At 30.1% G+C, this 25,574-nt stretch carries 26 protein-coding genes and 1 other annotated feature; of the genes, 7 read left to right on the top strand and 19 right to left on the bottom strand.

Annotated elements, in window-relative coordinates:
- Position 1 precedes the first annotated feature (1 nt).
- The 13 genes from N4A48_RS03480 to N4A48_RS03420 all read right to left on the bottom strand — a co-directional run bounded on the left by N4A48_RS03480 (position 2) and on the right by N4A48_RS03420 (position 12,590).
- Positions 2-145 (bottom strand): hypothetical protein, encoded by a 144-nt coding sequence (locus tag N4A48_RS03480; protein WP_293664354.1) that lies wholly within the window; start codon positions 143-145, stop codon positions 2-4.
- 41 nt (positions 146-186) lie between these two features.
- Positions 187-765, bottom strand: a complete 579-nt coding sequence (locus N4A48_RS03475) for a methyltransferase domain-containing protein (protein WP_293664352.1) — start codon at positions 763-765, stop codon at positions 187-189.
- A 200-nt stretch (positions 766-965) separates the two neighbouring features.
- Positions 966-1,601 carry a single-stranded DNA-binding protein gene (locus tag N4A48_RS03470; protein WP_293664350.1) on the bottom strand — a complete coding sequence of 212 codons (636 nt, stop codon included), beginning with the start codon at positions 1,599-1,601 and terminating at the stop codon, positions 966-968.
- A 222-nt stretch (positions 1,602-1,823) separates the two neighbouring features.
- On the bottom strand, positions 1,824-2,999 hold the full coding sequence (locus tag N4A48_RS03465; RefSeq protein ID WP_293664348.1) for a sulfite exporter TauE/SafE family protein: 1,176 nt from the start codon (positions 2,997-2,999) through the stop codon (positions 1,824-1,826).
- An 83-nt stretch (positions 3,000-3,082) separates the two neighbouring features.
- Positions 3,083-4,090, bottom strand: coding sequence for a proline racemase (locus N4A48_RS03460; protein ID WP_293664346.1), 1,008 nt, complete (start codon positions 4,088-4,090; stop codon positions 3,083-3,085).
- A gap of 1 nt (position 4,091) precedes the next feature.
- Positions 4,092-4,562 (bottom strand): glycine/sarcosine/betaine reductase component B subunit, encoded by a 471-nt coding sequence (locus N4A48_RS03455; RefSeq protein ID WP_293664344.1) that lies wholly within the window; start codon positions 4,560-4,562, stop codon positions 4,092-4,094.
- A gap of 12 nt (positions 4,563-4,574) precedes the next feature.
- Positions 4,575-5,336, bottom strand: a complete 762-nt coding sequence (prdD, locus tag N4A48_RS03450; protein WP_293664342.1) for a proline reductase cluster protein PrdD — start codon at positions 5,334-5,336, stop codon at positions 4,575-4,577.
- A gap of 72 nt (positions 5,337-5,408) precedes the next feature.
- Entirely contained in the window at positions 5,409-6,134 is a 726-nt protein-coding gene (prdB, locus tag N4A48_RS03445) for a D-proline reductase (dithiol) protein PrdB (RefSeq protein ID WP_293664340.1), read from the bottom strand.
- 21 nt (positions 6,135-6,155) lie between these two features.
- The gene (locus N4A48_RS03440; protein ID WP_293664338.1) at positions 6,156-6,425 is read right to left on the bottom strand and encodes a CBO2463/CBO2479 domain-containing protein; all 270 of its coding nucleotides are present in this window, start codon (positions 6,423-6,425) and stop codon (positions 6,156-6,158) included.
- Positions 6,426-6,448: 23 nt separating this feature from the next.
- Positions 6,449-8,302: a D-proline reductase (dithiol) proprotein PrdA gene (gene prdA, locus N4A48_RS03435; protein WP_293664336.1), complete on the bottom strand. Its 1,854-nt coding sequence runs from the start codon at positions 8,300-8,302 to the stop codon at positions 6,449-6,451.
- A gap of 15 nt (positions 8,303-8,317) precedes the next feature.
- Complete coding sequence (prdC, locus tag N4A48_RS03430; RefSeq protein WP_443081742.1) at positions 8,318-9,619, bottom strand: proline reductase-associated electron transfer protein PrdC; 1,302 nt, start codon at positions 9,617-9,619, stop codon at positions 8,318-8,320.
- A gap of 299 nt (positions 9,620-9,918) precedes the next feature.
- Positions 9,919-11,664 (bottom strand): sigma-54 dependent transcriptional regulator PrdR, encoded by a 1,746-nt coding sequence (gene prdR, locus N4A48_RS03425; RefSeq protein WP_293664332.1) that lies wholly within the window; start codon positions 11,662-11,664, stop codon positions 9,919-9,921.
- Positions 11,665-11,720: 56 nt separating this feature from the next.
- Positions 11,721-12,590 (bottom strand): LysR family transcriptional regulator, encoded by an 870-nt coding sequence (locus N4A48_RS03420; protein ID WP_293664330.1) that lies wholly within the window; start codon positions 12,588-12,590, stop codon positions 11,721-11,723.
- Positions 12,591-12,693: 103 nt separating this feature from the next.
- Between N4A48_RS03420 and N4A48_RS03415 the strand changes: the two genes are divergently transcribed.
- Positions 12,694-13,935, top strand: coding sequence for an APC family permease (locus tag N4A48_RS03415; protein ID WP_293664329.1), 1,242 nt, complete (start codon positions 12,694-12,696; stop codon positions 13,933-13,935).
- 388 nt (positions 13,936-14,323) lie between these two features.
- Positions 14,324-15,298, top strand: a complete 975-nt coding sequence (locus N4A48_RS03410; RefSeq protein ID WP_293664328.1) for an HD-GYP domain-containing protein — start codon at positions 14,324-14,326, stop codon at positions 15,296-15,298.
- 58 nt (positions 15,299-15,356) lie between these two features.
- Here the strand turns inward: N4A48_RS03410 and pdaB are convergent, their stop codons facing one another.
- A complete protein-coding gene (gene pdaB, locus N4A48_RS03405) occupies positions 15,357-16,121 on the bottom strand; it encodes a polysaccharide deacetylase family sporulation protein PdaB (protein ID WP_293664326.1) in 765 nt (254 codons plus the stop codon).
- Between the two features lie 113 nt (positions 16,122-16,234).
- On the opposite strand from pdaB, the gene N4A48_RS03400 reads away from it, so the two are divergent.
- The 3 genes from N4A48_RS03400 (at position 16,235) to N4A48_RS03390 (ending at position 17,373) form a co-directional block, all read left to right on the top strand.
- Positions 16,235-16,399, top strand: a complete 165-nt coding sequence (locus N4A48_RS03400) for a hypothetical protein (protein ID WP_293664324.1) — start codon at positions 16,235-16,237, stop codon at positions 16,397-16,399.
- 114 nt (positions 16,400-16,513) lie between these two features.
- Positions 16,514-16,720, top strand: coding sequence for an alpha/beta-type small acid-soluble spore protein (locus N4A48_RS03395; RefSeq protein WP_277733232.1), 207 nt, complete (start codon positions 16,514-16,516; stop codon positions 16,718-16,720).
- Positions 16,721-16,839: 119 nt separating this feature from the next.
- Entirely contained in the window at positions 16,840-17,373 is a 534-nt protein-coding gene (locus N4A48_RS03390) for a DUF4364 family protein (RefSeq protein ID WP_293664317.1), read from the top strand.
- Positions 17,374-17,382: 9 nt separating this feature from the next.
- Here the strand turns inward: N4A48_RS03390 and N4A48_RS03385 are convergent, their stop codons facing one another.
- Complete coding sequence (locus N4A48_RS03385; protein ID WP_293664315.1) at positions 17,383-18,249, bottom strand: YncE family protein; 867 nt, start codon at positions 18,247-18,249, stop codon at positions 17,383-17,385.
- 152 nt (positions 18,250-18,401) lie between these two features.
- Between N4A48_RS03385 and N4A48_RS03380 the strand changes: the two genes are divergently transcribed.
- The gene (locus N4A48_RS03380) at positions 18,402-18,659 is read left to right on the top strand and encodes a TIGR03905 family TSCPD domain-containing protein (RefSeq protein WP_293664313.1); all 258 of its coding nucleotides are present in this window, start codon (positions 18,402-18,404) and stop codon (positions 18,657-18,659) included.
- Between the two features lie 13 nt (positions 18,660-18,672).
- Here N4A48_RS03380 and N4A48_RS03375 read toward each other — a convergent pair whose 3' ends face one another.
- Both N4A48_RS03375 and N4A48_RS03370 read right to left on the bottom strand, forming a co-directional pair.
- Positions 18,673-19,974 (bottom strand): bifunctional folylpolyglutamate synthase/dihydrofolate synthase, encoded by a 1,302-nt coding sequence (locus N4A48_RS03375; RefSeq protein WP_293664311.1) that lies wholly within the window; start codon positions 19,972-19,974, stop codon positions 18,673-18,675.
- Positions 19,975-20,068: 94 nt separating this feature from the next.
- The gene (locus tag N4A48_RS03370; RefSeq protein WP_293664309.1) at positions 20,069-22,735 is read right to left on the bottom strand and encodes a valine--tRNA ligase; all 2,667 of its coding nucleotides are present in this window, start codon (positions 22,733-22,735) and stop codon (positions 20,069-20,071) included.
- A gap of 61 nt (positions 22,736-22,796) precedes the next feature.
- Positions 22,797-23,007: a binding site (T-box leader), on the bottom strand.
- Between the two features lie 186 nt (positions 23,008-23,193).
- On the opposite strand from N4A48_RS03370, the gene N4A48_RS03365 reads away from it, so the two are divergent.
- Positions 23,194-24,084 carry a LysM peptidoglycan-binding domain-containing protein gene (locus N4A48_RS03365; protein ID WP_293664307.1) on the top strand — a complete coding sequence of 297 codons (891 nt, stop codon included), beginning with the start codon at positions 23,194-23,196 and terminating at the stop codon, positions 24,082-24,084.
- 20 nt (positions 24,085-24,104) lie between these two features.
- Here N4A48_RS03365 and N4A48_RS03360 read toward each other — a convergent pair whose 3' ends face one another.
- A complete protein-coding gene (locus tag N4A48_RS03360; protein WP_293664305.1) occupies positions 24,105-24,515 on the bottom strand; it encodes an FMN-binding protein in 411 nt (136 codons plus the stop codon).
- Positions 24,516-24,533: 18 nt separating this feature from the next.
- A complete protein-coding gene (locus tag N4A48_RS03355; protein ID WP_293664303.1) occupies positions 24,534-25,418 on the bottom strand; it encodes an FUSC family protein in 885 nt (294 codons plus the stop codon).
- Between the last annotated feature and the right edge of the window lie 156 nt (positions 25,419-25,574).

Genomic DNA, 25,574 nt, shown 5'->3' with positions numbered 1-25,574 from the left:
ATTACAACCTATCCTTTATTTTAAGCTGAATAAGTATTTCTTTTATATCTCTTAGTAAAACAGTAATCTTATTTATAGAGTATTGAATAGACATAAGTATAATAATAATTATCATCCAAGCTATAGGTTCATAATAAATTTTCATGTTTTCCTCCTTTTAAAAAAAGACTAGGTATAACCTAGTCTTTAATCTGTTTTAATACCCATATAAATATAATTTTCACTATCTATTTCTTTAAAAGTCCCACAAAATCCACTTTCCCCAAATATTTCCACTATTTCTGTAGGGCTATAAAATTTTCCGTTATATCCTTTTATCTTATTTTGAAACGATTTTAATTTTATAGATAAATTCTTAGGATTTTTATTCTCTATTATAACCTTGCCTTTGTATTTTAAAACTCTATAAATTTCACTTAAAGCATTTTTTTCATTATCCAAACAATTAAAATAATTTAAAAATATTACTTTATCAAAATAACTATCTTTAAAAGGCATATATTCAACAGAGCCTTGAATTATATTACAATTTCCATTATCTACAACAGCAGAACTTGTAACATATTTATTATTTTCAAGTATAATAACCTCTACACCTAATTTCTTCAAATACTTACCATAGTTAGATATATTTCCCAAAAGCAATACTTTCTCTCCAACAGAACAGTTTGCGGTTTCCAAGAAATTATTTATATTATTTTGTTTTTTATTAGGACATATACTACCTCTTATATAATAAGATGTATCTACACATATTTTTTTCAAGTAAATTCACCTTCTGTCTTTTCTTTAGTTATTACTTATCTATTATAATAAATATAATTCCATTATTCAATATAAAATTCGTCTACTCGCTAACGCGGTGACTCATATCGCCAACGATCCTTACAGGCTCCGTTGCTCAAAATAGTCTCAAATATCTCTTTCTTAACAAGTTATCCATAAAACAAAAATGTTATAATTTACTATTTAGTGTTATTTTCCAATAACTTCTTCATTTTGGATACCGAAACCTCATATGCTACCTTTACATCAATTTCTCCATCCTCAATTTTTTTCTCATATTGTCTACTTTGAATTCTACCCCATAATTGGACTCTATCTCCAACTTTTAAATTTTTACAAAACTTTGCATTTCTGCCCCAAGCTATAGATGGTATATAATCCGACTTATTATAAGCTCTGTTAACCGCAAGCAACAAGTCTGTAATTTCTCTTCCTAGAGGAGTTTTTCTATATATAGGACTTTTACATACATATCCATCTAAAAATATATTATTAGGGTCCTTATTTTCTGAATCTACAAAAGCTAATTCTCTTGCAAATATAGTTAATATAAGCTTGTTTTTACCATCAATCACTTTATTGTATGATCTTAGCTGTCCACTTACTTCAACTTTTTTGCCAATATCCATATTCAAGTCCCCAATAAGTCTCTCTGATACAGTAATAGGTAGTATATCTTCAGAATCACTAAGTCTTTTTATTTTTATTTTTGCAGTATAAAACTTTTCTCCAAATATTTCATGACTTACCTTAAGTTCTTCTGTAATTTCTCCTAACATATTAACAACATTCGTATCTTCTTTTATATTGATCATCTTCCTTCCCTCCATGTTCTTATGTATTATCTATATAAATATATTAGGATAAAGACTATTTTATTCAGGTTTTTAAAAAATTTTAAACGCAAAATTCACTACATTCATAGTGCCAATAAGTCTAACCACTCTGTTGCTTAAAAATAGTCATAGGTGTAGCGTTATAAATTCCTCTAGAATAAAAAGCTGCCGGTATATACCGACAGTCTTTTATAAATTTATTCAGTTTACTAGTTCTTTATTCTTAGATGCTACTTTAATCATTGTAATTGAAGTATAGAATATAACTATTATAACTAACCATTTGAGTGTTTCAATATCTAATCCACTTACAAACTTAGCTGCTATAATAACTCCTACTACACCCCCTATTGTTATACCTATTGATGCTCTTCTGTCAATTGCTTTTTCTTTAACAAACTTAACTGATGCAACTGGCATTAAAAATGCGCAAGAACCCATCATTACCGGGAAAGCTATAATTTGTGACATTCCTAAGAAATAAACAAGTGCCATGCACGGTGCATAAAGACCTATACCAGCTGTCATTAAAGCTCCAAGTATAAAGTTTGCAATCACAGCTATGATGAGTTTTAAACCTCTAACTCCTATAGGTATTCCTGTTTCTCTTTTAAACTTCACCATTTGTTTAACAGCTTCTCCATCTTTAACTTCTTTTATTTCTATAACTTCTTTTATTTTATGATTTATAACTTCTCCATTTATTTCTAATCCTAATTTTTCTATAACTTGTTTTGCTTCCATTTTTGTATTTTCTGACATTTCCTTCGTTTTTGATGTATTTATAATTTCTTTTATTTTTAAACTTCCAGCTTCTGATATTTTTTCAGTTTCTTCTATTTCAAGAGTTTTATAAACCAAACTATTTTTAACTCCATCAAATGGTTTTTCTAATGGCTGCCCGCCACCTGGCATCCAATCCATTTTTCCTGCAAGCATTAAGAAAGCTGTAATAAATAAAGCTATACCCATTACAAACTGTACTTTCTTTTCTGGAAGTCTTGAAACTATTCCAGCTCCGACATATGCCCCAATCGTTGCAGCCACAAGCATAGAAACCAGTGTAATAGGATCAACTTTTATAACTGTCATAAATATGAACGCTTCAAGTACAACTGGTATAGTATGAGCAGCATTTAATGTTCCTGGTAAAAGTCTATCTTGAACTTGTTTCATACCTTTAAGTAGTGCTGTTGTAGGTGCAAATGAACCTATTCCTAAAGTATCGAAAAAATCTGTTATAAATCCAATGAAAACAACTTTTCCCCAACTATTATGTTCTTCTAAATTATCTTTATTTTTTATAAAATCTAATATAAGTACTACTGCAAACCAAAGAGTTAAAACGCCTAAAACACCTAAAACTATGTTTATCATTGTTTATTCCCCTCCTTATTTTGTGTATCTATATTTTACTATTACTTTGATAAAAAGTAAACAATGTATGTTATTTTTTAATTTTATTTTAATACGAATCCATACTTTAATGGATCTTCAGGATCTATTACAAAGTGATTAAAGCCAGTTATATAAGCTGACGCTGTTATTTCAGGTATTACAGAATTATAATCAGCAACCTTACCAGTTCCAACTACTCTTCCTTTGAATAAAGTTCCAAGTATACTTTCGTATACAAATAATTCTCCTTCTTTTAACTCTCCCTTAGAGTGAAGAGTTGCCATTTTAGCACTCGTTCCAGTTCCACAAGGTGATCTATCCACTTGTCCTTGGCCAAATATAACTACATTTTTGTAAGTTGCTTCTGGATGAGATGGTTTATCATATATTTCAACTAAGTCAACAGTTTTTATATGAGACAAAGTAGGATGCTGTATTTCTACATCTTTGTTTATTATATCTCTTATTTTTAGACCTAAATTAGTTAACTTTTGAGCATTCTTAGGCTCAACTGAAAGTCCTAATTGTTTAGCGTCTATTATGGCAAAGAAGCTTCCTCCAAAAGATATATCAAATTTTATTTTTCCTATTTCAGGAACCTCTATTTCTACATCTTTCTTATAGTGAAAAGCTGGTACATTAACTATAGATACTTCTTTAACCTTTCCATTTTCAACCTTAGCTGTAGATCTTACTATTCCAGCAGGAGTATCCATTACAACCTCTGTAATAGGCTCTTTTGGCTCAACCATACCAGTTTCAACAGCTACTGTTATAGCTCCTATAGATCCATGACCACACATATTTAAGTATCCGCCACCATCCATAAAGATTATTCCAAAGTCAGCTTCTTCATTTACTGGAGCTGTTAATATAGAACCAAACATATCATTGTGTCCTCTTGGCTCAAGCATAATCGCAGTTCTTAATGTATCCATATTTTTTTCTAGATACTCTTTTTTCTCAGCCATAGTTTTACCTGGTATATTAGGTACTCCACCAACTATTATTCTTGTTGGTTCTCCCATAGTGTGTGAATCAACAGCGTGAATATTTCTTATAGTTTTCATACTATTTACCCTCTTTTCTCATTTTTAATTTTAAAAATGCAAGCGCTTTTTTAGCATCTAATGTATCTACATTGTTTTCTCCAACGACTTGTGTCTCTATTCCGTCTTTTGATTTATTAAAATCTACAATAGTGTCCATGTAATTATTAGTTACTACAAATTTTGCTTGAGTTCCTATAAAGCTAAGTCCTACTACAGGTATTCCTCTTTTTCCTATTTCTTCTATCGTATTTGCATAATCCACATGAGAGTTTCCCCATCCATCAACGGAAATAATTACGCCATCGGCTCTCATAGCTTCAGCCCAAGCTGCCACTCTTGCTCCTACAAAATATTTTTCTTTATTATCCTGAGGTGTTCCTACTACCATAACACCTAAAAGATCTACATCCTTATCATTACTTACAACATCTAGTAGTGGATCTCTAAAATGATGAAGAGATGTTTCTTTAGTTGATGGTCCTATACCCATAATATCACCGCCTTACGTCATGGCTCTTAATGCGCCATCTCTGTATTCATTAGGAGATATTATCATAGGAACATTTCCCACGTCTATAATAGATTTACCTCCTAAAACTCCACTTGGTTCATCTGAAAAAAGTTGATTATCATACATAGCACCCTGACCTGCTATTTGCTTTACTATTACAACTTTTTTAGAATCAGGTCTTATTTTATCTAGATATTCATGCGACTCTGTTGAATCTCTTCCATCTAATTCTTTTAAAATAGCTCTGATTCCTTGTATAAACTCATCACTCGCTCTAAAAGCTGATAAAGGAAGCTTTCTTTCATATGGGATATCTGGTTTTAAAGTTACATCAAAATGAATTATATAATCATCCTTAGATGGAGTACCAGCTTTATCTAAAACAAGCTGTTCTTTTAAAATTCCTTCAGATGATCCAAATTCATGCATCTGCTTTTTTTTACTATCAGCTCCTGTTATCATAACATAAACTCCAGTTAATGTATGAGTTATCCCTTCTCCTATTTTGCCAAGTACCTTTGTAGATATTGGTACAATGTCCATAATAGTGTTTATATAAATATTATGCTGATTAGGCTTTATTATGTTAATATTTATATCTTCTATCAATTCTTCATTATCGACTAATTCTTTTGATATTTTTTTGTCAATCATTAGCAAACTTTCACTTATCGAATTTTCATCTCCAAGTTCAACCTTATTTATATGAAAAGCCTTTATTACTAATCTTCTTAGAACTTTCTCTTTATTCATATACATCACCTTCTTGAAGGTATTTTTTGTTTAATAAACTTCCCTCTTCGTTAAAAGAGGGAAGTTTATTAATTATACTTTAGCTATATATTCATATGGTAAAGATATTATTTTACCTGCACTTGGTATTTCTACAAGCTTAGTTAAAGTATCTTTTAATATGTTAGTTTGCATTTCAACATTATTTGGCTCACCTGCATTTGCTCCCATTGGAACTAATGGAGCAACTGCTCTTGGACTACCATTTTGTCTTACTACTGGAGGAAGAGCTGCTACTATTATAGTAGGTATACCTATTTCCTCAATCGCTCTCTGCACGATCACGGCAGAGCGGTGGCAAGTACCTCAGCCAGCTGTTAATACAACTGCATCTACTTCTTCTTCTTTTAATTGTCTAGCTATTTCTGGACCAGTTTCGTCAGTAAATTTTTGTTGATCTCCACCGCCCCCCATAAATCCAAAGTGTGCTGGAGCTACTTCTTTGATATATCCTTCATTTGCAAGCTCTCTTAATCTATCTATAGGGAACATACAGTTAATGTCCTTATTAACATCTGCATTATCGTATCCACCGTGAGATACCATCATTTCACTAGTTAAAGCATCTCCTGGTATTACTCTAAATCCAAAGTCTCCTGCTAAATTAAATCTCTTATCTGATTTTAAGTGTACACCAGCTGCTGTAGCTAAAGCTATCTTCATATCTTTTAATTCTTTAGTTACAGGCGTCCATACTGGTGGAGGTGTTATTGGTACAAATATTTCTGATTGAAGTCCTTTTACTACTGTAAGACTCATATCTATTACCTCTCTTTCCTGTTATTTATTTTTTTCTTGTTCACGTCTTTGATTTTCTGCTATTATCTTGGCATATTTTTCATTAACCTCAGGTCCTAATACTTCAGGATAGCTTAATAAAAATCCAACTTCCATACCAAGCTTTAATTCATAATCACTTATTAACATTCTCTTTGGTATTTTAAATTGACCAAGTCTACCTTTTAAATCAATAGTAACTCCACCATCTGTTAATTCAACGATTACACCTTCATACATTCTCTCTGTAGAAGCATATTTTAATCTTTCCATTTACATCACCTATTTTAGGAATCTTATTTTTCGTAGATTTCTCTTCTCTTCTTACTTTTTTCTAAAACTTGCTCATTCTCAAGAAGTTCTACCTTAGTTCCAGTTTCTTTTTCTATAAGCTCAACGTTATTTAACTTAACATTGTTATTCCATTTTCTTTCTGCAGCTTTAACTTCTTCTCCATCCATAACAGCCTTAACCATAGCTAAAGCTCTTATAGCATCTTCTTTACATAATGTGTTGTTTGAAAGTATTTCATTCTCTATACCCTGCTTAGACTTATTGTTGTCTATCATATATTTCATGTATTTATTTCCAACAACTAAAGCTCCTTGAACTGCAGAGAAAGTACATCCAACTACTGCAACTCCTCTTTTACCTATTTGCTCATGGTGAGATGCAAAATCTATATGGTTGTTTCCGAATCCTTCTGTCGTTATTATAGCTCCATCTACATCCATAGCTTCCACCATCATACCTAATCTATTAGATACATAGAATTTCTCAGAGTTAACTTGAGGAGATCCTACAAATATAACACCTGCTAAATCTATTTCTTCATCATTCATAGCTTCTATTACTAGAGGTTCTCTGTAGTAGTGTCTTGAATTTTCTTTAGAAGCAGGTCCTATACAAGTCAGTGCATGTATTCCTCCATCTAATACTTCAAGCGGAGATAACATAACCGGAACATTTCCAAGGTCAACATTAGGTTTAGCTCCTAAGGTTCCCACTGGCTCCATTGGCAATATTAAATTATCGTGCATTGCTCCTTGCCCCATTATCTCTTTAACTATAACTACTTTTTTCTTTCCAGGTCTTCTGTATTGAGTTAACTCTTTAGTTTCAACAACTAAAGAATCATCAGCGTTCTTTAAAGCTTCTCTTATTTCTTGAGTTATAACATCTGTAGCCATATGAGCTGCAAGAGGTCCTGGTCTTTCCATATTCATTCCAGCCTTAACTGTAACTTGAGTCTTTATGAATATATCTCCTTTATCTGGAGCACCTGGTCTTCCCCACATGATGTTCTTATCTAAGTCACCCTCAGAAGAACCAAATTCACCTATTTGAACTCCATTTTCGTCAGTTCCTGTTACCATAACGATAACTCCATCTATTACTCTAGTGATGCCTTCTCCTAGTTCTCCCTCTTCTTTAGTCGCTATAGGTTGAATATCCATTATAGTTTCACTATAAGTGTTGTACTTATCAGGAGTTATTATTTCTAATTTCATATCTACAACTAACTCTTCGCTGTTTATTGCTTCTGGACATATATCTTTTCTTATGTAAAGAGTTGTCCCCTCTATTTTAGTTTCATCAGCAAGTTCAACATTTTCTATTTTAAAGTGCTTCTTAGTTAATGATCTAATAGCCTTAGCTTCTTTTACTTGATTAACTGGAGGTACAACTTCTAAATCAGTAGCTTGAGTAACTGGAGCTACAGCTGGTGCAAGACCCATAGAAGCTGCTATATTTAAAGGTATTTCTAAATCTATGTTTCTTCCCTCTCCTATGTGTATCTTAACAGATCCACCTGAAACTGGAGTAACGCCTGTTACTGGTGCAACAGTTGCTATTTCTTTAGTCTCTTCTCTAACTTCTTCAGCTTTTTCTATCTTGTTAACACCTTCTAATACATCAGCTGTAAGCGGAGTTAATGCATCTATAGTTTTAGTTAATTTAGCACCTAAAACCTCTTCTATAGTTAAACAATTTGCAGGTATTTCTAATAATCCCGAATCCTCTAAGTCAGCAAATATTGCTGGATCCTCTAAAATCGATGTTTCAATCACAGTACCAGCTTCGAATCTACAGCAGCAAACCGCTGGATCTTTAGCATGAGCTTTAGCTGTTTCTGGAGTAATTGACATATAAATCTCCTCCTCTTATTTTTTTCTTCTATATATTCTATGCCCTGCACCTCTTAAAACATGGTCAGTACTATGGTATACTGGCACTCCTAACCTAGGAGCTACGTTCATAACTGTGTTAGTTCAGTCCTCACATGTTCCAGTAATAACTATTTCTGCTCCCTGCTTTTTAAGGTATAAAACTTTTTCAGCTTGCCCTGGACACATTCCAGGTAAATCGCATCTATATCTTCCATTAGACTCTGTCATTCTCTTGCATTTAGTTTCTGCTACAACCTCAGCCCCCATTCCAGCAGCTATTTCTTTAAGTCTGTCTTCTTGCGCACCACATTCGCATGCAATTATACCAACTTTTCTACTATCATTAGGAAACGGCATTGATACTAATACACCGCCTAAAGTCTTAGTAACTGTAGAATCTTCTTCTCCATGAATGCCTGTAAAAGGTCCTCCTAATACTATCTCTCCATATGGTAACTCATATCCACCACATTCTTGTATGTAGTGCTTAATAGGCATTCCTATTGGAACATCCATAAAGCACTTTCCACCCTTAGCATTCTTAACTCTTCCACCAACTGTGATATCCTTAGTTATAACAGGCTTTTGCTCCTCTATAGCTAATACGATATTTTTTAGTGTTTCAGTGTTACAAACTACAGCTCTAGCTTCTAGTGGTAATTGCCCTGGCTTTAGTTCTACATTAAGTAATTCTCTTATTATAACTCTTTCATCACCTGCTGGGTACATATCTGGTAAATATTTAATTTCTATTTTTTCTTCATATTTACATGCTTTACCAAGAGCTATAATTGCTTTTTTGTACTTTGGCTTTACAGCTATATATCCTTTAGAAGCATTAGTCATTTCAATTACATATTTAAGACCTTTTACAATAATTTCTGGATTTTTCTCCATTACTGCAACATTATGAGAAAGCACCGGTTCACACTCAGCAGCATTTGCTATAATAAATCCACCTTTTAAATTTACATCTAATTTAATATGTGTAGGAAATCCTGCTCCACCAGCTCCAACTATACCAGCCTCTTTAACCGCCTCTAGATGACTCTTAGTTTCTTTTATCTTAACGTAATCACTTGGTTGATTTTCATCAGCTTCTATAATTATATTGGTATCAGTTATTTCTACAATTTTTCCATATACACTTGAGTGTATATTAGCACCTAATCCGTTAGGCTTGGCTATTAACTGTCCCTTCTTAACTTTATCACCTATATTAACAATAGGTTTACATGGCACTCCAACGTGTTGTTTTAAGCTTATAGTTAAATTCACATTTTCACCTCCTGCCATTTTTTCTTCTTATCTATATGTTAAAGCAAATAGTATGCCATTTTTTTATTTTACTTGCACTTTTTATTTATTTTTCTTTTATAACACTTGATTTTACTAGTATATAAAATTTTCGTATTATATATGTTTTTAATTTAAAATTTTTTATAGTATTATAACAAAGTAATTAATTCGTCAGTTTTTCGACTATTTTTCATTTTTTTAACAACTTGTCCATGCTTATACAGGCCTTATTAACTGCATTTCATTTTTAAAATATTTTTTGTCTGTTTTCTGACACTTGTCTATTTTTTGACACTTCACTCTATTTTATACTGGTTCATTTTATAATACAAAGTACTTCTAGGTATATTTAAATACTTAGCAGCCTTTGCTTTATTTCCAGCAGACATATTCAAAGCTTTTTTTATTGTATCCTGTTCTAATTTTGCTATTGCCTGATTTAAATCCATAGGATAATTTTGATAATTAGTGGTTTTATTCATATTATCATATATATATTTTGGAATTAAATCTTTTTTTATAATATTATCTTTGCTAAGTACAACCAAATGTTCTATTGTATTTTTTAGCTCCCTTATATTTCCTTTCCAAGTGTAATTCCTAAGTATATCCATAACTTCTAGGTCTATTTCAGGGACTGTTTTAGAGTTTTGAGCACATATATCCTTTAAGAATTTATGTATTAATATAGCTATGTCTCCATGCCTTTCTCTTAAAGGTGGTAGATTAAGCTCAACTACATTTAGTCTATAGTATAGATCCTCTCTAAATTCTTCCTTTTCAATCATCTCATTTAAGTCTTTATTAGTGGCAGATATAACTCTTACATTTATAGTTATAGTTTTTTCTCCACCCACTCTTCTAACTTCTTTTTCTTGAAGCACTCGTAAAAGCTTTGCCTGCATCTGAATAGGAAGATCTGCAATCTCATCTAAAAATACGGTTCCATTATTAGCAAGTTCAAATATTCCCATTTTTCCTTTTCTATTTGCTCCTGTAAAAGCACCTGATTCATACCCAAAGAACTCACTTTCAAATAATTCACTAGGTATAGCACTACAGTTTACAGGTACAAACAATCCTTCTCTTTGACTATAATCGTGTATAGATCTTGAAAACACTTCTTTACCAGTGCCACTCTCTCCAAGTATCAATATGCTAGCATTAGTTTTTGCTACCTGCCTCGCAGTTTGAATAGATTTTGTAAGTTTTTCACTTTTTCCAATTATATTTCCAAAATTATCGCTTGAAAATTTTTTAACTTCATTTTCTAAAAACTTCAAAGTATCATTTGCTCTTTGAAGCTGACTTGATAGACGCTTAACCTGTGTTATGTCCCTATCAGTAGATACTGCACCTACCAATTCTCCATCTATAAATATTGGTTGTCCAGTAACTATTACATCTGAATCCTTTCTAGGTGGAGAGTGATATACCTCATCTACAGCTTTTTTAGTTTTTAAAACCTTTAATAATATTCCTTTAGGGAAAAATTTTTCTAGTTTTTTTCCTAATATAACTTTAGACTTTATATTGTATAGTTTTTCTGAATTTTTATTCCACACGATAACATATCCATCTTTATCTACTACACAGACTGCTTCATGTATATTATTTATAATGTGATTAAGTTTGCTTCCTATTTCCTCCATCTTCATATAAAAATAATCTCTTATTTGATCATTTCTTATTACTCCGATTAAATATCCATTTTGTACAACAGGGAGCCTTGCTATCTTATTTTCAATCATCGTATTCCTACAATCAATCAAGGATTCATTTTTAGATATAGTTTTTATATCTTTTATCATAAAATTCTCAATTAAATTACCACAATTCAAATCAGATTTTTTAGTTTTTGATATATCTGTTAATGATAATAATCCTATTAACTTTTCATCTTCATCTACAATATATACATCATCTAAATTATTTTTTAACATTTTATCTAAGCATACAGATAATTCTTCTTTATAATAAACTTTTATATATTTATCACTCATTACTTCTTTTACCAATGTTTTCTTTGGTATTGAAAACACATAATCACCTCATATCAAACTTGTAAGTAATTTATATACGGTTGTTGCAGTTTTTCCTAATTCCAGTTCTTAGCATAATATTTTACCAATTTAATAAAAGCTTCCATTGCAGAAAAAATATATTTTTCTTTATGATATACTAATTGAGTATACATAGGGCTCTCATTACTAAAATCTAATACTTCTAATTCTTCTTTATCTTTCTCATCTGTTACTGTAATAGTTGGAACCATAGAATACCCCAATCCAAAGGAAACATATTGCTTAATCATGTCTACAAAACCTGTTTCCATAATGTGTTCAGGAATAATCCCTTGATTATTTAAAAAGTCTTCAAACATCATACGATAGGAACACCCTTTCTCCGTCAGATAAATTGTTTGATTACTCTTGTGCAGAATATCTATTTTATTATTTTTTGGAAGAATGAGACTAAACTTTTCTTCACAAAGAACGTCAACATTGAAACCTGAGAATTCTGTGCTTGATTCTATTTGGAAAGTAAGATCAAGTTCACCGTTTCGAACCATATCCCTAAGTTTTTTACAAGTACCATGATGAATAATCATATCTACATGTGGATATTTGGTTTTATATTCATGAATAATATCATACATACGATACTTCAATAAGGATTCATAAATACCAATCCTTAAGACCTCACAAGTTTGATCTTTATTATTCATTTCAAGAATAGATTTATACTCTTCTACCAATCTTTTAGATTTTTCATGTAATTTTGTGCCAAAAGACGTAAGAAAAATGCGTTTACCCATTCTATCAAAAAGTCGTTCATTATAATGGGTTTCCAATTCCTTAATATGAAGTGTCACTGTGGATTGAGCATAGTTTAATCGTATTGCTGCTTTAGTAAACCCGCCTGTATCTACAATTGTATTGAATGTGATAAAATTACGAATATCCATGTCTATCCTCCTATCAGAATTTCTGATGATATATATTATTTTTTCAATTAGACTAATGAAAGAATTTATCTTAATATTATAATAAATAAAGGGAGGTGTCTACATGAATAAAAAAATCGGACCATTACTATTAAGTGGGCTCATGATCGGTCCTATCCTTGGAAGTGGTATTATTTTATTGCCACCACTTGCCTATAGCAAACTTGGAACAGCCTCAATTTGGTCCTGGATAATCATCATGGTATTAGGTGCCCTGTTTGCGATGATTTTCTCAAAGCTATCAGTTATACATCCAGGTGATGGAGGAATGACAATTGCAATTGAACAAGCACTTGGTAAGAAACTGAAACTATACTCATCCTTGTTAATGATATCAGCTGTATCCTTTGGACCAACTGCTGTTTTGCTAACAGCAGCGGATTATTTGAATAAACTGCAAATGCTTTCTATGGTTTCAAAATCTATTATTGCTTTAATTCTTGTGATTATTAGCTTGATAATCTTGTTAAACGATGTACAATTTATTTCAACACTGAGTTTTGTATTATCCTCTATTATTGCAATAACACTTATAATAAGTTCAATAATCGTACTAAGTAGACATACCATAGAAATCGATCCTATTCAAACAGTAGAAATTCTACCTTTAGGAAAAGTTGTTTTATTACTCTTTTGGGCAATCATAGGATGGGAGATAATTGGTAATTATTCTAATCAAGTGAGGGATATAAAAAAGACAATACCACAAGCAACCATAATCAGTATAATAGTTATTACATTAACGTATATTTTAATTTCATTGGCGATTCAAGCTTTTCCATACTCAGAGGCTCTGTCTATGGTACAAATCCTCCAATCGGTTTTTGGAAGGCATGCTAAGATAATCTTATCGTTATTTGTTACAGGACTTTGTTTGTGTACTTACCTATTAATTGTTGGTGCACTGGGGCAATTGATTTATTCCTTATCCAGTGAAAACTACCTACCAAAAGTATTTCAAAGAAAAAATAAAAATAACATCCCATACATAGGAATAATGTACTTTATTACCATGCATATAATTGTACTGACGTTTACTCATTTTGAAATTTTGAATATAGAAGGAATTTTATCCATAGCTAATGGTTTCTTCTTAGCTAATGCTGTAATTGGATTGATTGCTTCTCTAAAAATTATTGATGGGTTACTTTACAGAATTGGGGGAATAATACTTTCTATAAGTCTTTTGGTCATTCTTTCTTTTTCATCAATTGAAATCTTCATAGCACTGGGTGTTGTTTTCCTACTTACGCTTTATATAGATCAGAGAAGAGAAAATACAATCTTAACCACAAATTTGAAATAGCTTAAGAGAGCCTTAGAATCTATTCTAAAGGCTCTCTTTTTAATTTTCTATTTAATAACTTTTAATTAATATATTTTATCATTTCTTACTAAATTCATCAATTTGCAGCAAATCTATTATAGGTATAGACTTACATTGCCATTTATATTTCTCTATAATTTGAATATAAATTATATCTAAATTTAAATTTATTTTTAAATAGCCTTTAGATTTTTATTGTTCTCTCAAATTTTACTTTTTTTTATAATTTTCTTTATTTTTCCTTATTTACAAAATTATCGAAATATAGTATATTATATGTTGATTTACTAGGAGAAACATTGTTTTACACTAAAAATAAAAACATTTACATATATAATAATTTTAAAAAATCAAGGAGGAATTATGAATGAAATTAACAGTATTATCGGATAAGCTATTAGGCGAAAAGTTAGCAGTGCCTATTTATAATGCAAATGGTAATCTATTTTTAAATAGAGGAACTAATATTACTCAAATAGCCTTAAAGCATTTAAAAAACATTGGTATTTCAACAATTTATATAGAAGATGCAAATAGTGAAGTGGATTTAGTAGAGGTATTGCCATCACATATTAGAGTAAAAGTGTTTAAAAAATTGAAGTATGAATTCATTAGTATAAAAAAGAACAAAAAAATAAACGATGAAGTTATTTTTGAAATTTCAGATGAAATTATTGGAAATATAAATTTATCCGAAAATTCAATTCTTTACAATAATGTAGGGAAAAAAGATGAAATCGAAGAATTAGTTGATCACTCATTACAAGTAGCCTTAATTTCAATAATGATTGGAGCAAATAAACAGTATGATGATAAAAAACTTCAAAACCTTTTAATCGGAGCATTATTACACGATGTCGGAAAACTGTTTTCTAAACAGGAAGATCATTCAGAAATCGGATACAGAATAATAAAAGAGAATATTTCATTTGCAACTACTTCTTGTATTATTTTGTTACAACATCATGAGCATATTGATGGGACAGGCGTTCCAAATAAATTAGTAGGAAATCAAATTTATGAATTTTCACAAATTGTAGGAATAGCAAATGAATATATAAATACTTTTGATGAAGAAGTAGGTGTTTTACCACACGAAGTTATGGAAAAAATAACAGCACAGACACTTACAAGATTTTGTCCAGAAATTCATAAATTCTTTACTAAGTCAGTATATTGTTATCCAAATGGCTTAGATGTAAAATTAAACACTGGTGAATCAGGAACAATTATTATGCAAAATAAAAGTCATCCTCTAAGACCAATAATTAAGACTAATGCAAACAAGTTTTTGAATTTGCTAGATAACCTAACATTGTTTGTTGAAGAGGTTCTTTTGTAAAATCAAGCTCACTAAAATATTAACTACTCAGTTAATATTCAGTGAGCTTACTTTTAATTTAATCATTCTTTCTTTGTTTTCCTGTAGAATCCATACTATAGTTTTCTTTATATATAAGTTCTGATATAGGAACTATTTCATATCCTTGTGATTTTAATTTTTCTAAAATTAAAGGTAAATATTCACTTACATATTTTGCGTTATTATGAAAAAGTACTATGGACCCATTCTTTGTATTTTTGATAACTCTATCTACAACATGTTCTACCCCAATTTCTTTCCAATCAAGAGAGTCTACATCCCATTGTATTGTATGATAATTTAAACTTGAAGCTGTATTTATTAAAGTATCGTTATAGTCCCCAAAAGGAGGTCTAAAAACTACAGGTCTTTTATTTATTATTTTTTCTATTTTATCAGATGTAGTTTCAAGCTCTTCTTTTATTTGTTCTTTACTCAACATACTCATTTTAGGATGAGTAGTCGAATGATTTCCAATTTCATGCCCTCTATTAGAAATTTCTTTTACTAAATCAGGATGCTTATCTACCCAAAATCCAACAAGAAAAAAAGTTGTCTTAACATCATATTTGTCTAATATATCCAATATATTTTTTGTATGGGTATCTCCCCAAGCAGCATCAAAGCTTATAGCTATTTTTTTCTCCTCTGTATCAACACAGTAAATAGGAAGTTTTTTCTCGGGAATTTGAGCCATAGTCTCTTTAATAACATAGCAGGAGCACACAAGTACAGTAGAGCATACAACGAACAGTACCATACTCAATAAAATTTTTCTCATAGAAATAATAAATACTTTCATATCTTCCTCCTTTAACATTAGTACTTTATATTTAATTATATTTTTTATTTTTCAAAAAATTACCAGAAGATTTAATTTTTTAAATGGGAAAATTATTTTCAGGAGGTGATTTGATGTCTAATATAAGAAGTCATTACTCTAATGTAAATGGAAAAACAATAGAATCATCAAGAGAAACCTTAAAACTTGAGCCTAGACATTATTTAAGAGAGTCTCATTCTGTAAGAGAGGGAGATACCAGAAAAAATATGAAAATCAAAATTCACAAAAAATATTAATTACCAAAATTTAATATAATATTTTTTTTAATAATGGTTAAATTAATATTACAACATCTTAAAAAAGATGTTACTACTCAAAATCTTAAAGACATTAAAGAGGAGGAATATACTATGGCAAGCAGAAATAGTAAAGTAGTTCCAGAGGCAAAAGCAGCTTTAAATCAAATGAAATTAGAGACAGCAAATGAGTTAGGTTTATCTAATTACGAGGGCATGGACAAAGGAAACTTAACTGCAAGACAAAATGGATACGTTGGCGGATACATGACTAAAAAGTTAGTTGAAATGGCTGAAAATCAAATGTCAGGAAAAAAATAAAAGGATAAAAATAAAAAGGATATTCGAAATTTCGAATATCCTTTTTATTTTTATCCTTTTATTTTTCCTGTAAATAGTTTAATATATATGTAGATATATTTTGCGGAGGATGATGTATTATGTTTGAAAACTCATCTGAAGAGTTAGCGGTTAATAAGTTAGTTTTATTGTATATTTTAAAAAAAATAGAAATGGATTTAACTAATTCTCAGATTACTCAAGTTGTAATGGAAAATGAAATAATGAACTACTTTTCTCTTCAACAATTTTTATCAGAGCTTATTCAATCTAAATTTTTAAAAACCTACAAAGAAGACTTTAAAGAGTATTATTCATTGACTAAAAAAAGTATACAAACTCTTGAGTATTTTATTTCTAGAATACCGTCTGATCTAAAAGAAAGTTTAGACAGATACATATCTACGAACAAGGAGAAAGTTTTAAAAGAAACTCAAGTTAAGTGTAATTATTCTAAATTATCAGATAATGAATTTATAGTAAATTTGAAAGTTATAGAAAATCAAATTCCACTTATAAATATAGATTTAAACGTAGCTTCTACTAAACAAGCTAAACTTATCTGTGATAATTGGAAAAAAAATGCACCTACTTTATACCCAGATATACTACAGGTTTTGATAAAAAAACCTTAGATGAAGAGCCTATCTACATATTACAGTAGTAGGCTCTTTATCTACATTTATATCTTTTATTAATTCTAATGAATTAGCTTCAAACACCTTTATCAAATTATTTTTCACATCCGATACAAATAATTTTTTTTCATCTTTTGATATATCTATTCCCAATGGTCTTCCTTCTACTTTGATACTTTTTATATGATTATTATTTTTATAATTTAAAACTTCTATACTTTTATTGCAAAAATCCGTTACATACATTTCTTTTTTTGAATAATTAATACTTATCTCTACAGGTAATTTAAAACAATCTAGTATATTTACTATTTCAAATTTAAATCTATCTACTAATATTATGCTTCCATTTTTAGCTACTATATATATAATATTTTCTTCTTTGTTTATCTTCAAATGCCACGGTTTAAAATCTAGTTTTATATTTTTAACAATACTTTTGCTCAAAATATCTATTACTAACAACGAATTTGAACAGGGTACATATAAGTTTTTTTGCTCCTCATCTATAATTATTCCATGAGGCATACTATCTACGCAAATAACACCTATAGGATCATTATTTTTAGCATCTACTATATATATGCTATTAGAGTCTTCATTTGCTATATAAAGCTCTTTGTTAGAATGCATCACAACCTGGCTTAGATTCCCCCCCATAGAAATAGAATCTATAATAGATCTATTTTCTATATTCATAACATATAATATTCCATTAAGCCCACTCGGTATATATATTTGTTCATCATGTTCATCAATACAAAAATGATGAACAAATATATTTTCATCTAAATATATTTTATCCTCAACTTCTAACTGCTCATTTATAATAGCTATATTGTTTGACCCAAAATTAGAAACATATATCTTCAATTTTTTCCCTCCTTCCATTCACATTTTACCAAACTACTTATACTATAATAATATATTATGTTTTAGGGTATTGTGATACATTTTCATTGACTTTTTTTATATCATAAACTATAGTAAGATATAGTTAATTAGATGTTAAGGAGGATTGTAATATGTATGTTTTTAAAACTTCTGGGGTTTGTTCTAAAGAGATAAGATTTGAAATCGAAGATGATATCATTAAATCTGTAGAGTTCGTTGGAGGATGTCCTGGAAATTTAATAGGAATAAAGAGTCTTGTTGAAGGTTCAACAGTAGATGATGTAATTAAAAAATTAAAAGGGATAGGATGCGGATCAAAATCAACTTCATGTCCAGATCAGTTTACTAAGGCTTTAGAACTTTATAAAAAAAAGAGAGACGAACAATAATGAAAAAAGGTGATTAAAAATCACCTTTTTTCACCATCCTTCTAATATTTCCTATCATATATAAAGATCCTGCACATATTATAGCATCATTCTTAGAAGAATTCTTAAGAGCTAGTCTAACAGCTTCATCTATATTATCACAACTTGTACAGTCTTTATTTAATTTATTTATTATTTCTTTTAGTTCGTCTGATTTCATAGCTCTAGGATTGTTAGGCTTTGTTGTAATTATATTTTTACATCTAGGTATTAATATCTCACAAACCGATTCTACATCCTTATCTTTAAGCATACCTAGTACCAAAGTTATACTTTTATCCTCCATATAATTATCTATTGTATTACATAAAGAATTAGCCCCGTCTTCATTGTGAGCTCCATCTATTATAAACAAAGGATCTTTTTTTAGAACTTCAATTCTACCAGCCCACTTAGTATTTTTAAGACCTTCATATATATCTTTATCACTTATTTTTAAATCATATTTATCCTTTAATATATTAATTACATTAAGAGCCACTATAGCATTGTTAACTTGATGTTTTCCCATTAGCTGTATTTCTAGATTTTCATACACTGTATCTTTAACCTTACAATTAAAAACCTGTCCCAAAATATCCATCTTAGTTATTTCTTTATCTTCTATATTAGCCATAGTAAGAGTACAGTTTTTCTCTTTAGCTATCTTCTTTATAACAGCTTCCGATTCTTTATTTTGAGGATACATAATAACTTCACAGTTTTCTTTTATTATTCCACCTTTTTCATAAGCTATTTTTTCTAAGGTATCACCTAAATAATCAGTGTGGTCTATGCTTATAGGTGTTATAACATTTATAAGGGGGTTTTTTATTACATTTGTAGCATCAAATCTGCCACCCATTCCAACCTCTAATACAACAAAATCTACATTTTGCTCTTTATAGTAATAAAAGGCTATAGCTGTTACTATTTCAAATTCAGTAGGATGATTAAATCCCTCCTTAACCATATCATCTACCTTAGATTTTACTATTTCAGTAACCCTTGCAAGTTCATTTTCTTGTATATTTTCAGAATCAATTCTTATTCTCTCAGTAAAAGATTCTAAATAAGGAGAAGTATATAACCCAACCTTATGCCCACTACTTATAAGCATAGAATTTATAAACGAGCAAGTAGATCCTTTTCCATTAGTTCCTGCAACATGAATTATATTCAGATCATCTTGAGGATTATCAAGTAAACTTAAAAGCTTAGTTATATTATCAAGACCTAATACCCTTCCAAACTTATAAGTGCCATGTATATATTCTAGTGCTTCATTATAATTCATTTAAATCCCCCCATTCCCAACTTTTTTCTTTTAGTATAACACTCTAATTAAAAATATCCAAGTTTGAAACTAACTTGGATATTTTTAATAAAATCTATTTTAATTTAGCTTGTAAGTTTTCTAATCTTTCAACTACAGTTTTCATCATTTCTTCATACTTACCTTTCTTAGATTTTTCTTCTTCAACTAAAGCTTCTGGTGCTTTAGCTAAGAATCCTTGATTAGATAATTTACCAGATACTCTTTTTAATTCACCTTCAATTTTTGACTTTTCCTTTTGAAGTCTTTCTATTTCTTTTTCAAAATCTACTAATTCATCAAGAGGTATATAAATTTGAGCTCCCTGTATTACTGTTGACATTGCATCTTCAGGAATTTTAGTCGCATCCTCTAATATTTCAACTTCAGATGCAGATGCTAAAGTCTTAAAGTATTCTTTTCCTTCTTCTATAGTAGCTTTTTTATCCTCAGATGTAACTATCATAAGCTTAGCTTTTTTAGAAGGTATAACATTCATTTCAGCTCTTATATTTCTTACATTTCTTATAGCTTCCATTATTAAGCTCATTTTTTCTTCTTCTTCCTTCATATTATCTTCTTCCTTGTATTTAGGCCAAGAAGCTAAAACTATACTTCCATCTACAGTCGGTAAATAAGTATATATCTCTTCAGTTATAAATGGCATATATGGATGAAGAAGCTTTAATACATTTTCAAGTACATAAGTTAAAGTATATAAAGCAGCTTTTTTAGCAGCTAAATCCTCTCCATAAAGTCTAGGCTTAACCATCTCTATATACCAGTCACAGTACTCTGACCACGTAAAATCGTAAACCTTTTGAATAGCCATTCCAAGTTCGAATTTTTCCATATTTTCAGTTACTTCTTTAGCTAATTCATTAACTCTTGATATAACCCACTTATCTGCAAGAGTTAAGTTTTTCTCAACTGATTCTCTATTTAAATTTTCTACTAAATCTTCACTTAAATTCATAAATACAAATCTTGATGCATTCCAAAGCTTATTAGCGAAGTTTCTAGCAGATTCTACTCTTTCCATATAGAATCTCATATCATTTCCAGGAGTGTTTCCAGTAGCAAGAGTAAATCTTAATGCATCAGCTCCATACTCCTCTATTACTTCTAGAGGATCTATTCCATTCCCTAAAGATTTACTCATCTTTCTTCCCTGAGAATCTCTAACAAGTCCATGTATTAAAACATGTTTGAACGGAATTTCATCCATACAGTAAAGTCCTGAGAATACCATTCTTATAACCCAGAAGAATATAATATCATATCCTGTAACTAATACATCTGTTTTATAGAAGAAATCCAGCTCCTTAGTCTTGTTAGGCCATCCAAGTGTAGAGAAAGGCCATAAAGCTGATGAGAACCAAGTATCCAGTACATCTTCGTCCTGCTTTAAGTTAGCAGAGTTACACTTAGGACACTTATCTGGTACTTCTTTTGAAACAACAGTCTCTTCACAATCTTGACAATAATAAGCTGGTATTCTATGACCCCACCATAATTGTCTTGATATACACCAATCTCTTATATTCTCTAGCCAGTGATAATAAATTTTATTAAATCTCTCTGGAACAAGTTTTATTTGACCACTCTTAACAGCATCTATTGCTGGTCCTGCAAGTTCGTCCATCTTAACAAACCATTGCTTTGATACCATAGGCTCAATTATTGTATTACATCTATAGCAATGTCCTACATTGTGAGTATGATCTTTTATATGAACTAAGTAACCTTCTTTATCTAAATCTTTAACAAGAACATTTCTACACTCATATCTGTCCATATCTTCATATTTACCAGCTTTAGAGTTCATAGTTCCATCTTCATTCATAACTACTATTTTCTCAAGATTATGTCTTTGACCAATTTCAAAGTCATTAGGGTCATGTGCTGGAGTTATCTTAACTGCTCCTGTTCCAAATTCCATTTCAACATAATCATCTGCAATTATAGGAATCTCTCTTCCTACTAAAGGTAAATAAAGGTTTTTACCTATTAAATCCTTATATCTTTCATCTTCTGGATTAACAGCAACTGCAGTATCTCCAAGTATAGTCTCTGGTCTTGTAGTTGCTATTTCTAAAAACTTATCAGAATCCTTAACTTGGTATTTAACATGATAAAAATGTCCTCCATGCTCTTCATGCTCAACCTCTGCATCTGATAAAGATGTTTTACAATCAGGACACCAGTTTATTATTCTATTTCCTCTATATATATGTCCATCATTATATAATCTTACGAAAAATTCTGTAACAGCCTTGTTACATCCCTCATCCATAGTAAATCTTTCTTTTTCCCAGTCACAAGAATCTCCAAGCTTTTGCATTTGCTCAACTATTCTTCTTCCGTATATGTTTCTCCATTCCCAAGCTCTTTCTAAGAACCCTTCTCTTCCTAGCTCATATTTGCTCTTACCTTCGTCTTTTTTTATCTTTTCAACAACCTTAACCTCTGTTGCAATACTCGCATGGTCAGTTCCAGGTTGCCATAAAGCAGCATATCCATCCATTCTCTTCCATCTAACAAGTATATCTTGAAGAGTATGGTCAAGTGCATGTCCCATATGTAATTGTCCTGTTATATTAGGCGGAGGAAGCATTATAGAATAAGATTCTTTAGTCTCATCTACTTCTCCTTTAAAATATCCTTTTTCTAACCACTCACTATAAAGTCTTTCTTCAAACTCTTTAGGGTCATAATTTTTAGGTAAATTTTTAATCTCCATATTAAATCCTCCTGTATTTAAAGTTATTTAATTCTACAAATAAAAAAGAGCTTTCCATCCTTAAAAGGACGAAAAGCTCGCGGTACCACCTTATTTTCAGAATAATTCTGACTCTCTTTCTCTTTAACGACAATTTGCCGGCTAAGTCTACTATCTTCAACCTAGAAGCTCCAAAGCTACCTTCCAAAAGCTCATTCCTAGAAAATCTTTCAGCCAAGGATTTCCCTCTCTAATAGTGAAACTTTCGTACTCCTCTTTTTCACAGCCTTTATTCATATTTAATTTAAGCATTTTAGTATATTATATATTTTTTTAAAGTTTTGTCAATATCATTATTATATCATTTAATTAAATATTTATTCAAATCTGACTAAATTCCACAAATTTGAAATTTGTGGAACCACAATTTTTCAAACTGAATAATATATACAAGAGAAATTATGAAAGGAGATAAAAACATGCTTTATTACGTAAAAAGATTTGATACACTTCAAAAAATAGCAAATAGATTCAATGTATCTGAGCAGTCTATAATTAAAGCTAATGTAATTTGTGATCCAAATTATCTAACACCCAATACCCCACTAATAATTCCTGATTCAAATATAGATTTACCAAAATCACAAGGTCAGCCACCTTATTATATAGTTCAATTTAGAGATACTTTTTTATGCTTATCTAAAGAATTTAACACTACAGTTAATAATTTGGTTTATATGAATAGATTAAATCCTAATATGATTCCTACAGGTTATGAAATTCTTATAGGTAATTATCTTCAAAGTCCAGATGAATTAAGTAAATTATGGTCAGATACAGGAAATTATAAATGCGATGAATTGTCAGAATACCAGGTTCATAATATATACTACAACGGCTCTTTTGTATGGCAGGCTCTAGGAAATCAATCTATACCTTATTTAATAGAACTATTGAACAATCCTTGTGATATTGTTAAATACTACTCTATAGTAAGTCTTGGACGAATAGGTTCGAGTAACAACAAAGTAATAAGTAATCTCACAAAATTAATAAATTACGAGAATGAATTAGTATCAAATGCAGCTAAGTGGGCATTACTTAGAATAAGTCTTGTAAGGGACCATTCAAAAAGAATGCACGTTACAACAACAGAAAGTAGAATATACGATAGCCCAGATTTAAATTCAAATTCATTTTCAGTTCCAGCTGGAAGCCCTATAATGTCTTTAAATTGGTCAATTCCAAGTCCTACAAATGAAAAAAATATATTTGGAGAAACTCAATTATACGATAGAGTTAGATTCTTTACCACAGGTCAAGACGGTTATTTGCCTAGAGTTGGATTTAATGAAATTAATGCGATATAAGGTTATAACCTTATATCGCATTAATTTTTAGCATCTTCTAAAGCTCTTTGAACTGCTATTTTCCAATTGTCACTAGTAACTGTAGCTCCGGCTATAGAATCAACCTCATATGTTTGTTTTTCAATCATTTCATCTTTCATTGTAATCCTATATTCTTTTAAATTAGGAAATACCTTTCCATCTATTTCTTGGCCTGTCCACATATTATAATCTACTTCGTTTCCATTTGTGTCTAATCTTTTTAAATCTATATTTGTTATCTTATCACCTTCAATAGTTACAACAGCCTTTTCATTTCCATACTCCCATTTGTCTCCGATAGCTTCATAAACACCATTTTTGTATGTAGTTTGCACGTTATCCTCTTTAGCACATCCAGTAAAAAATATCATGCTAAGTCCCAAAGCTACTACTCCTGCTAATTTTTTCATAATCATCACTCCTCATCCTTAGTTATATGCTTTATTCTCACCACTAAAATATATAATATCTGTAGTGCATTCGTCAATACTTTTGATTATTTCTCTCAAATGATAATTGTATACAATATCATTTTCTCTATTTTCAATATATTCGATTCTACTAAATTTTCCATATATATTTATAAGTTTTATATAATTCATATTGTTCACTGTGTAATTTTGATTCATATTACTTATAATTTTCAGATTCAGACAAATACTCTTATAATTTTTTAATATAGATTTAATTTTTTTTATTTCATATTCATTTTTGGAACTTATATTAATATTGTCTATATTTTTTTCAAACTTACATATACTATCTTCACTTTTTTTCAAGTCTATATTTAAGCCTTTAACTACTTTATTTTCTAATAATTCATTCAAATCATTTGTAATTTGAATAAGCTCGTCCTCTATATTATTATAATTATTTATAGGCTTTATAAAACAATTAACTAAAACAGCTATTATAATTCCTATGAATGTATCCAGTACTCGGTTGAGTCCATAAAAAATAGGATCTCGACCATCTAAATTAGTCATAATTACACAAAATACAATCCCAGCTATGCTTACTGACTTATTCCATCCCAGAAAATTACATACATATATAACAATACTTATTCCAACACCTATGCTTATTACATTTTTAGGACTTATAATATAAAATATAACACCAACCATAGCTCCAAGTATAGTACCTAACATTCTATTTTTACCAACCTTAAATGATTCTTCTACAGTTGTTTGCATAGATATAATGGCTGCTATTGCTGCATAAAAAGGATACTCCATATTAAAAAAACGCGAAATAGCTACAGATAAAGATACAGCTATTGCAGTTTTTATATTTCTCATACCAAGTTTCATATTCTTCACCACCTTAATTAATCTATTGTGCTAGTTGAAATCAATTTACTTAATATGGTAAATTGATTTCAACAAAAAAAATATCCTCTTAACTTCAAACGTATGGTTATATTATCCAAATGCTAAAGACTTAATTCTTGATATATCTTCATCTTT

Origin of the sequence: Tepidibacter sp., assembly GCF_025210165.1 — a bacterium.
Taxonomy (GTDB): domain Bacteria; phylum Bacillota; class Clostridia; order Peptostreptococcales; family Peptostreptococcaceae; genus Tepidibacter_A.
Note: the sequence above shows the minus strand (reverse complement) of the source record. Positions and strands in the feature narration are given on the sequence as shown.

Bases quoted from the DNA above. Each gene is read 5' to 3' on its own strand.
- N4A48_RS03480 (WP_293664354.1), bottom strand. From the start codon at position 145: ATGAAAATTTATTATGAACCTATAGCTTGGATGATAATTATTATTATA.
- N4A48_RS03470 (WP_293664350.1), bottom strand. From the start codon at position 1,601: ATGATCAATATAAAAGAAGATACGAATGTTGTTAATATGTTAGGAGAA.
- N4A48_RS03465 (WP_293664348.1), bottom strand. From the start codon at position 2,999: ATGATAAACATAGTTTTAGGTGTTTTAGGCGTTTTAACTCTTTGGTTT.
- N4A48_RS03460 (WP_293664346.1), bottom strand. From the start codon at position 4,090: ATGAAAACTATAAGAAATATTCACGCTGTTGATTCACACACTATGGGA.
- N4A48_RS03455 (WP_293664344.1), bottom strand. From the start codon at position 4,562: ATGGGTATAGGACCATCAACTAAAGAAACATCTCTTCATCATTTTAGA.
- prdD (WP_293664342.1), bottom strand. From the start codon at position 5,336: ATGAATAAAGAGAAAGTTCTAAGAAGATTAGTAATAAAGGCTTTTCAT.
- N4A48_RS03440 (WP_293664338.1), bottom strand. From the start codon at position 6,425: ATGGAAAGATTAAAATATGCTTCTACAGAGAGAATGTATGAAGGTGTA.
- prdA (WP_293664336.1), bottom strand. From the start codon at position 8,302: ATGTCAATTACTCCAGAAACAGCTAAAGCTCATGCTAAAGATCCAGCG.
- N4A48_RS03420 (WP_293664330.1), bottom strand. From the start codon at position 12,590: ATGGATATTCGTAATTTTATCACATTCAATACAATTGTAGATACAGGC.
- N4A48_RS03415 (WP_293664329.1), top strand. From the start codon at position 12,694: ATGAATAAAAAAATCGGACCATTACTATTAAGTGGGCTCATGATCGGT.
- N4A48_RS03410 (WP_293664328.1), top strand. From the start codon at position 14,324: ATGAAATTAACAGTATTATCGGATAAGCTATTAGGCGAAAAGTTAGCA.
- pdaB (WP_293664326.1), bottom strand. From the start codon at position 16,121: ATGAAAGTATTTATTATTTCTATGAGAAAAATTTTATTGAGTATGGTA.
- N4A48_RS03400 (WP_293664324.1), top strand. From the start codon at position 16,235: ATGTCTAATATAAGAAGTCATTACTCTAATGTAAATGGAAAAACAATA.
- N4A48_RS03395 (WP_277733232.1), top strand. From the start codon at position 16,514: ATGGCAAGCAGAAATAGTAAAGTAGTTCCAGAGGCAAAAGCAGCTTTA.
- N4A48_RS03390 (WP_293664317.1), top strand. From the start codon at position 16,840: ATGTTTGAAAACTCATCTGAAGAGTTAGCGGTTAATAAGTTAGTTTTA.
- N4A48_RS03380 (WP_293664313.1), top strand. From the start codon at position 18,402: ATGTATGTTTTTAAAACTTCTGGGGTTTGTTCTAAAGAGATAAGATTT.
- N4A48_RS03375 (WP_293664311.1), bottom strand. From the start codon at position 19,974: ATGAATTATAATGAAGCACTAGAATATATACATGGCACTTATAAGTTT.
- N4A48_RS03370 (WP_293664309.1), bottom strand. From the start codon at position 22,735: ATGGAGATTAAAAATTTACCTAAAAATTATGACCCTAAAGAGTTTGAA.
- N4A48_RS03365 (WP_293664307.1), top strand. From the start codon at position 23,194: ATGCTTTATTACGTAAAAAGATTTGATACACTTCAAAAAATAGCAAAT.
- N4A48_RS03360 (WP_293664305.1), bottom strand. From the start codon at position 24,515: ATGAAAAAATTAGCAGGAGTAGTAGCTTTGGGACTTAGCATGATATTT.
- N4A48_RS03355 (WP_293664303.1), bottom strand. From the start codon at position 25,418: ATGAAACTTGGTATGAGAAATATAAAAACTGCAATAGCTGTATCTTTA.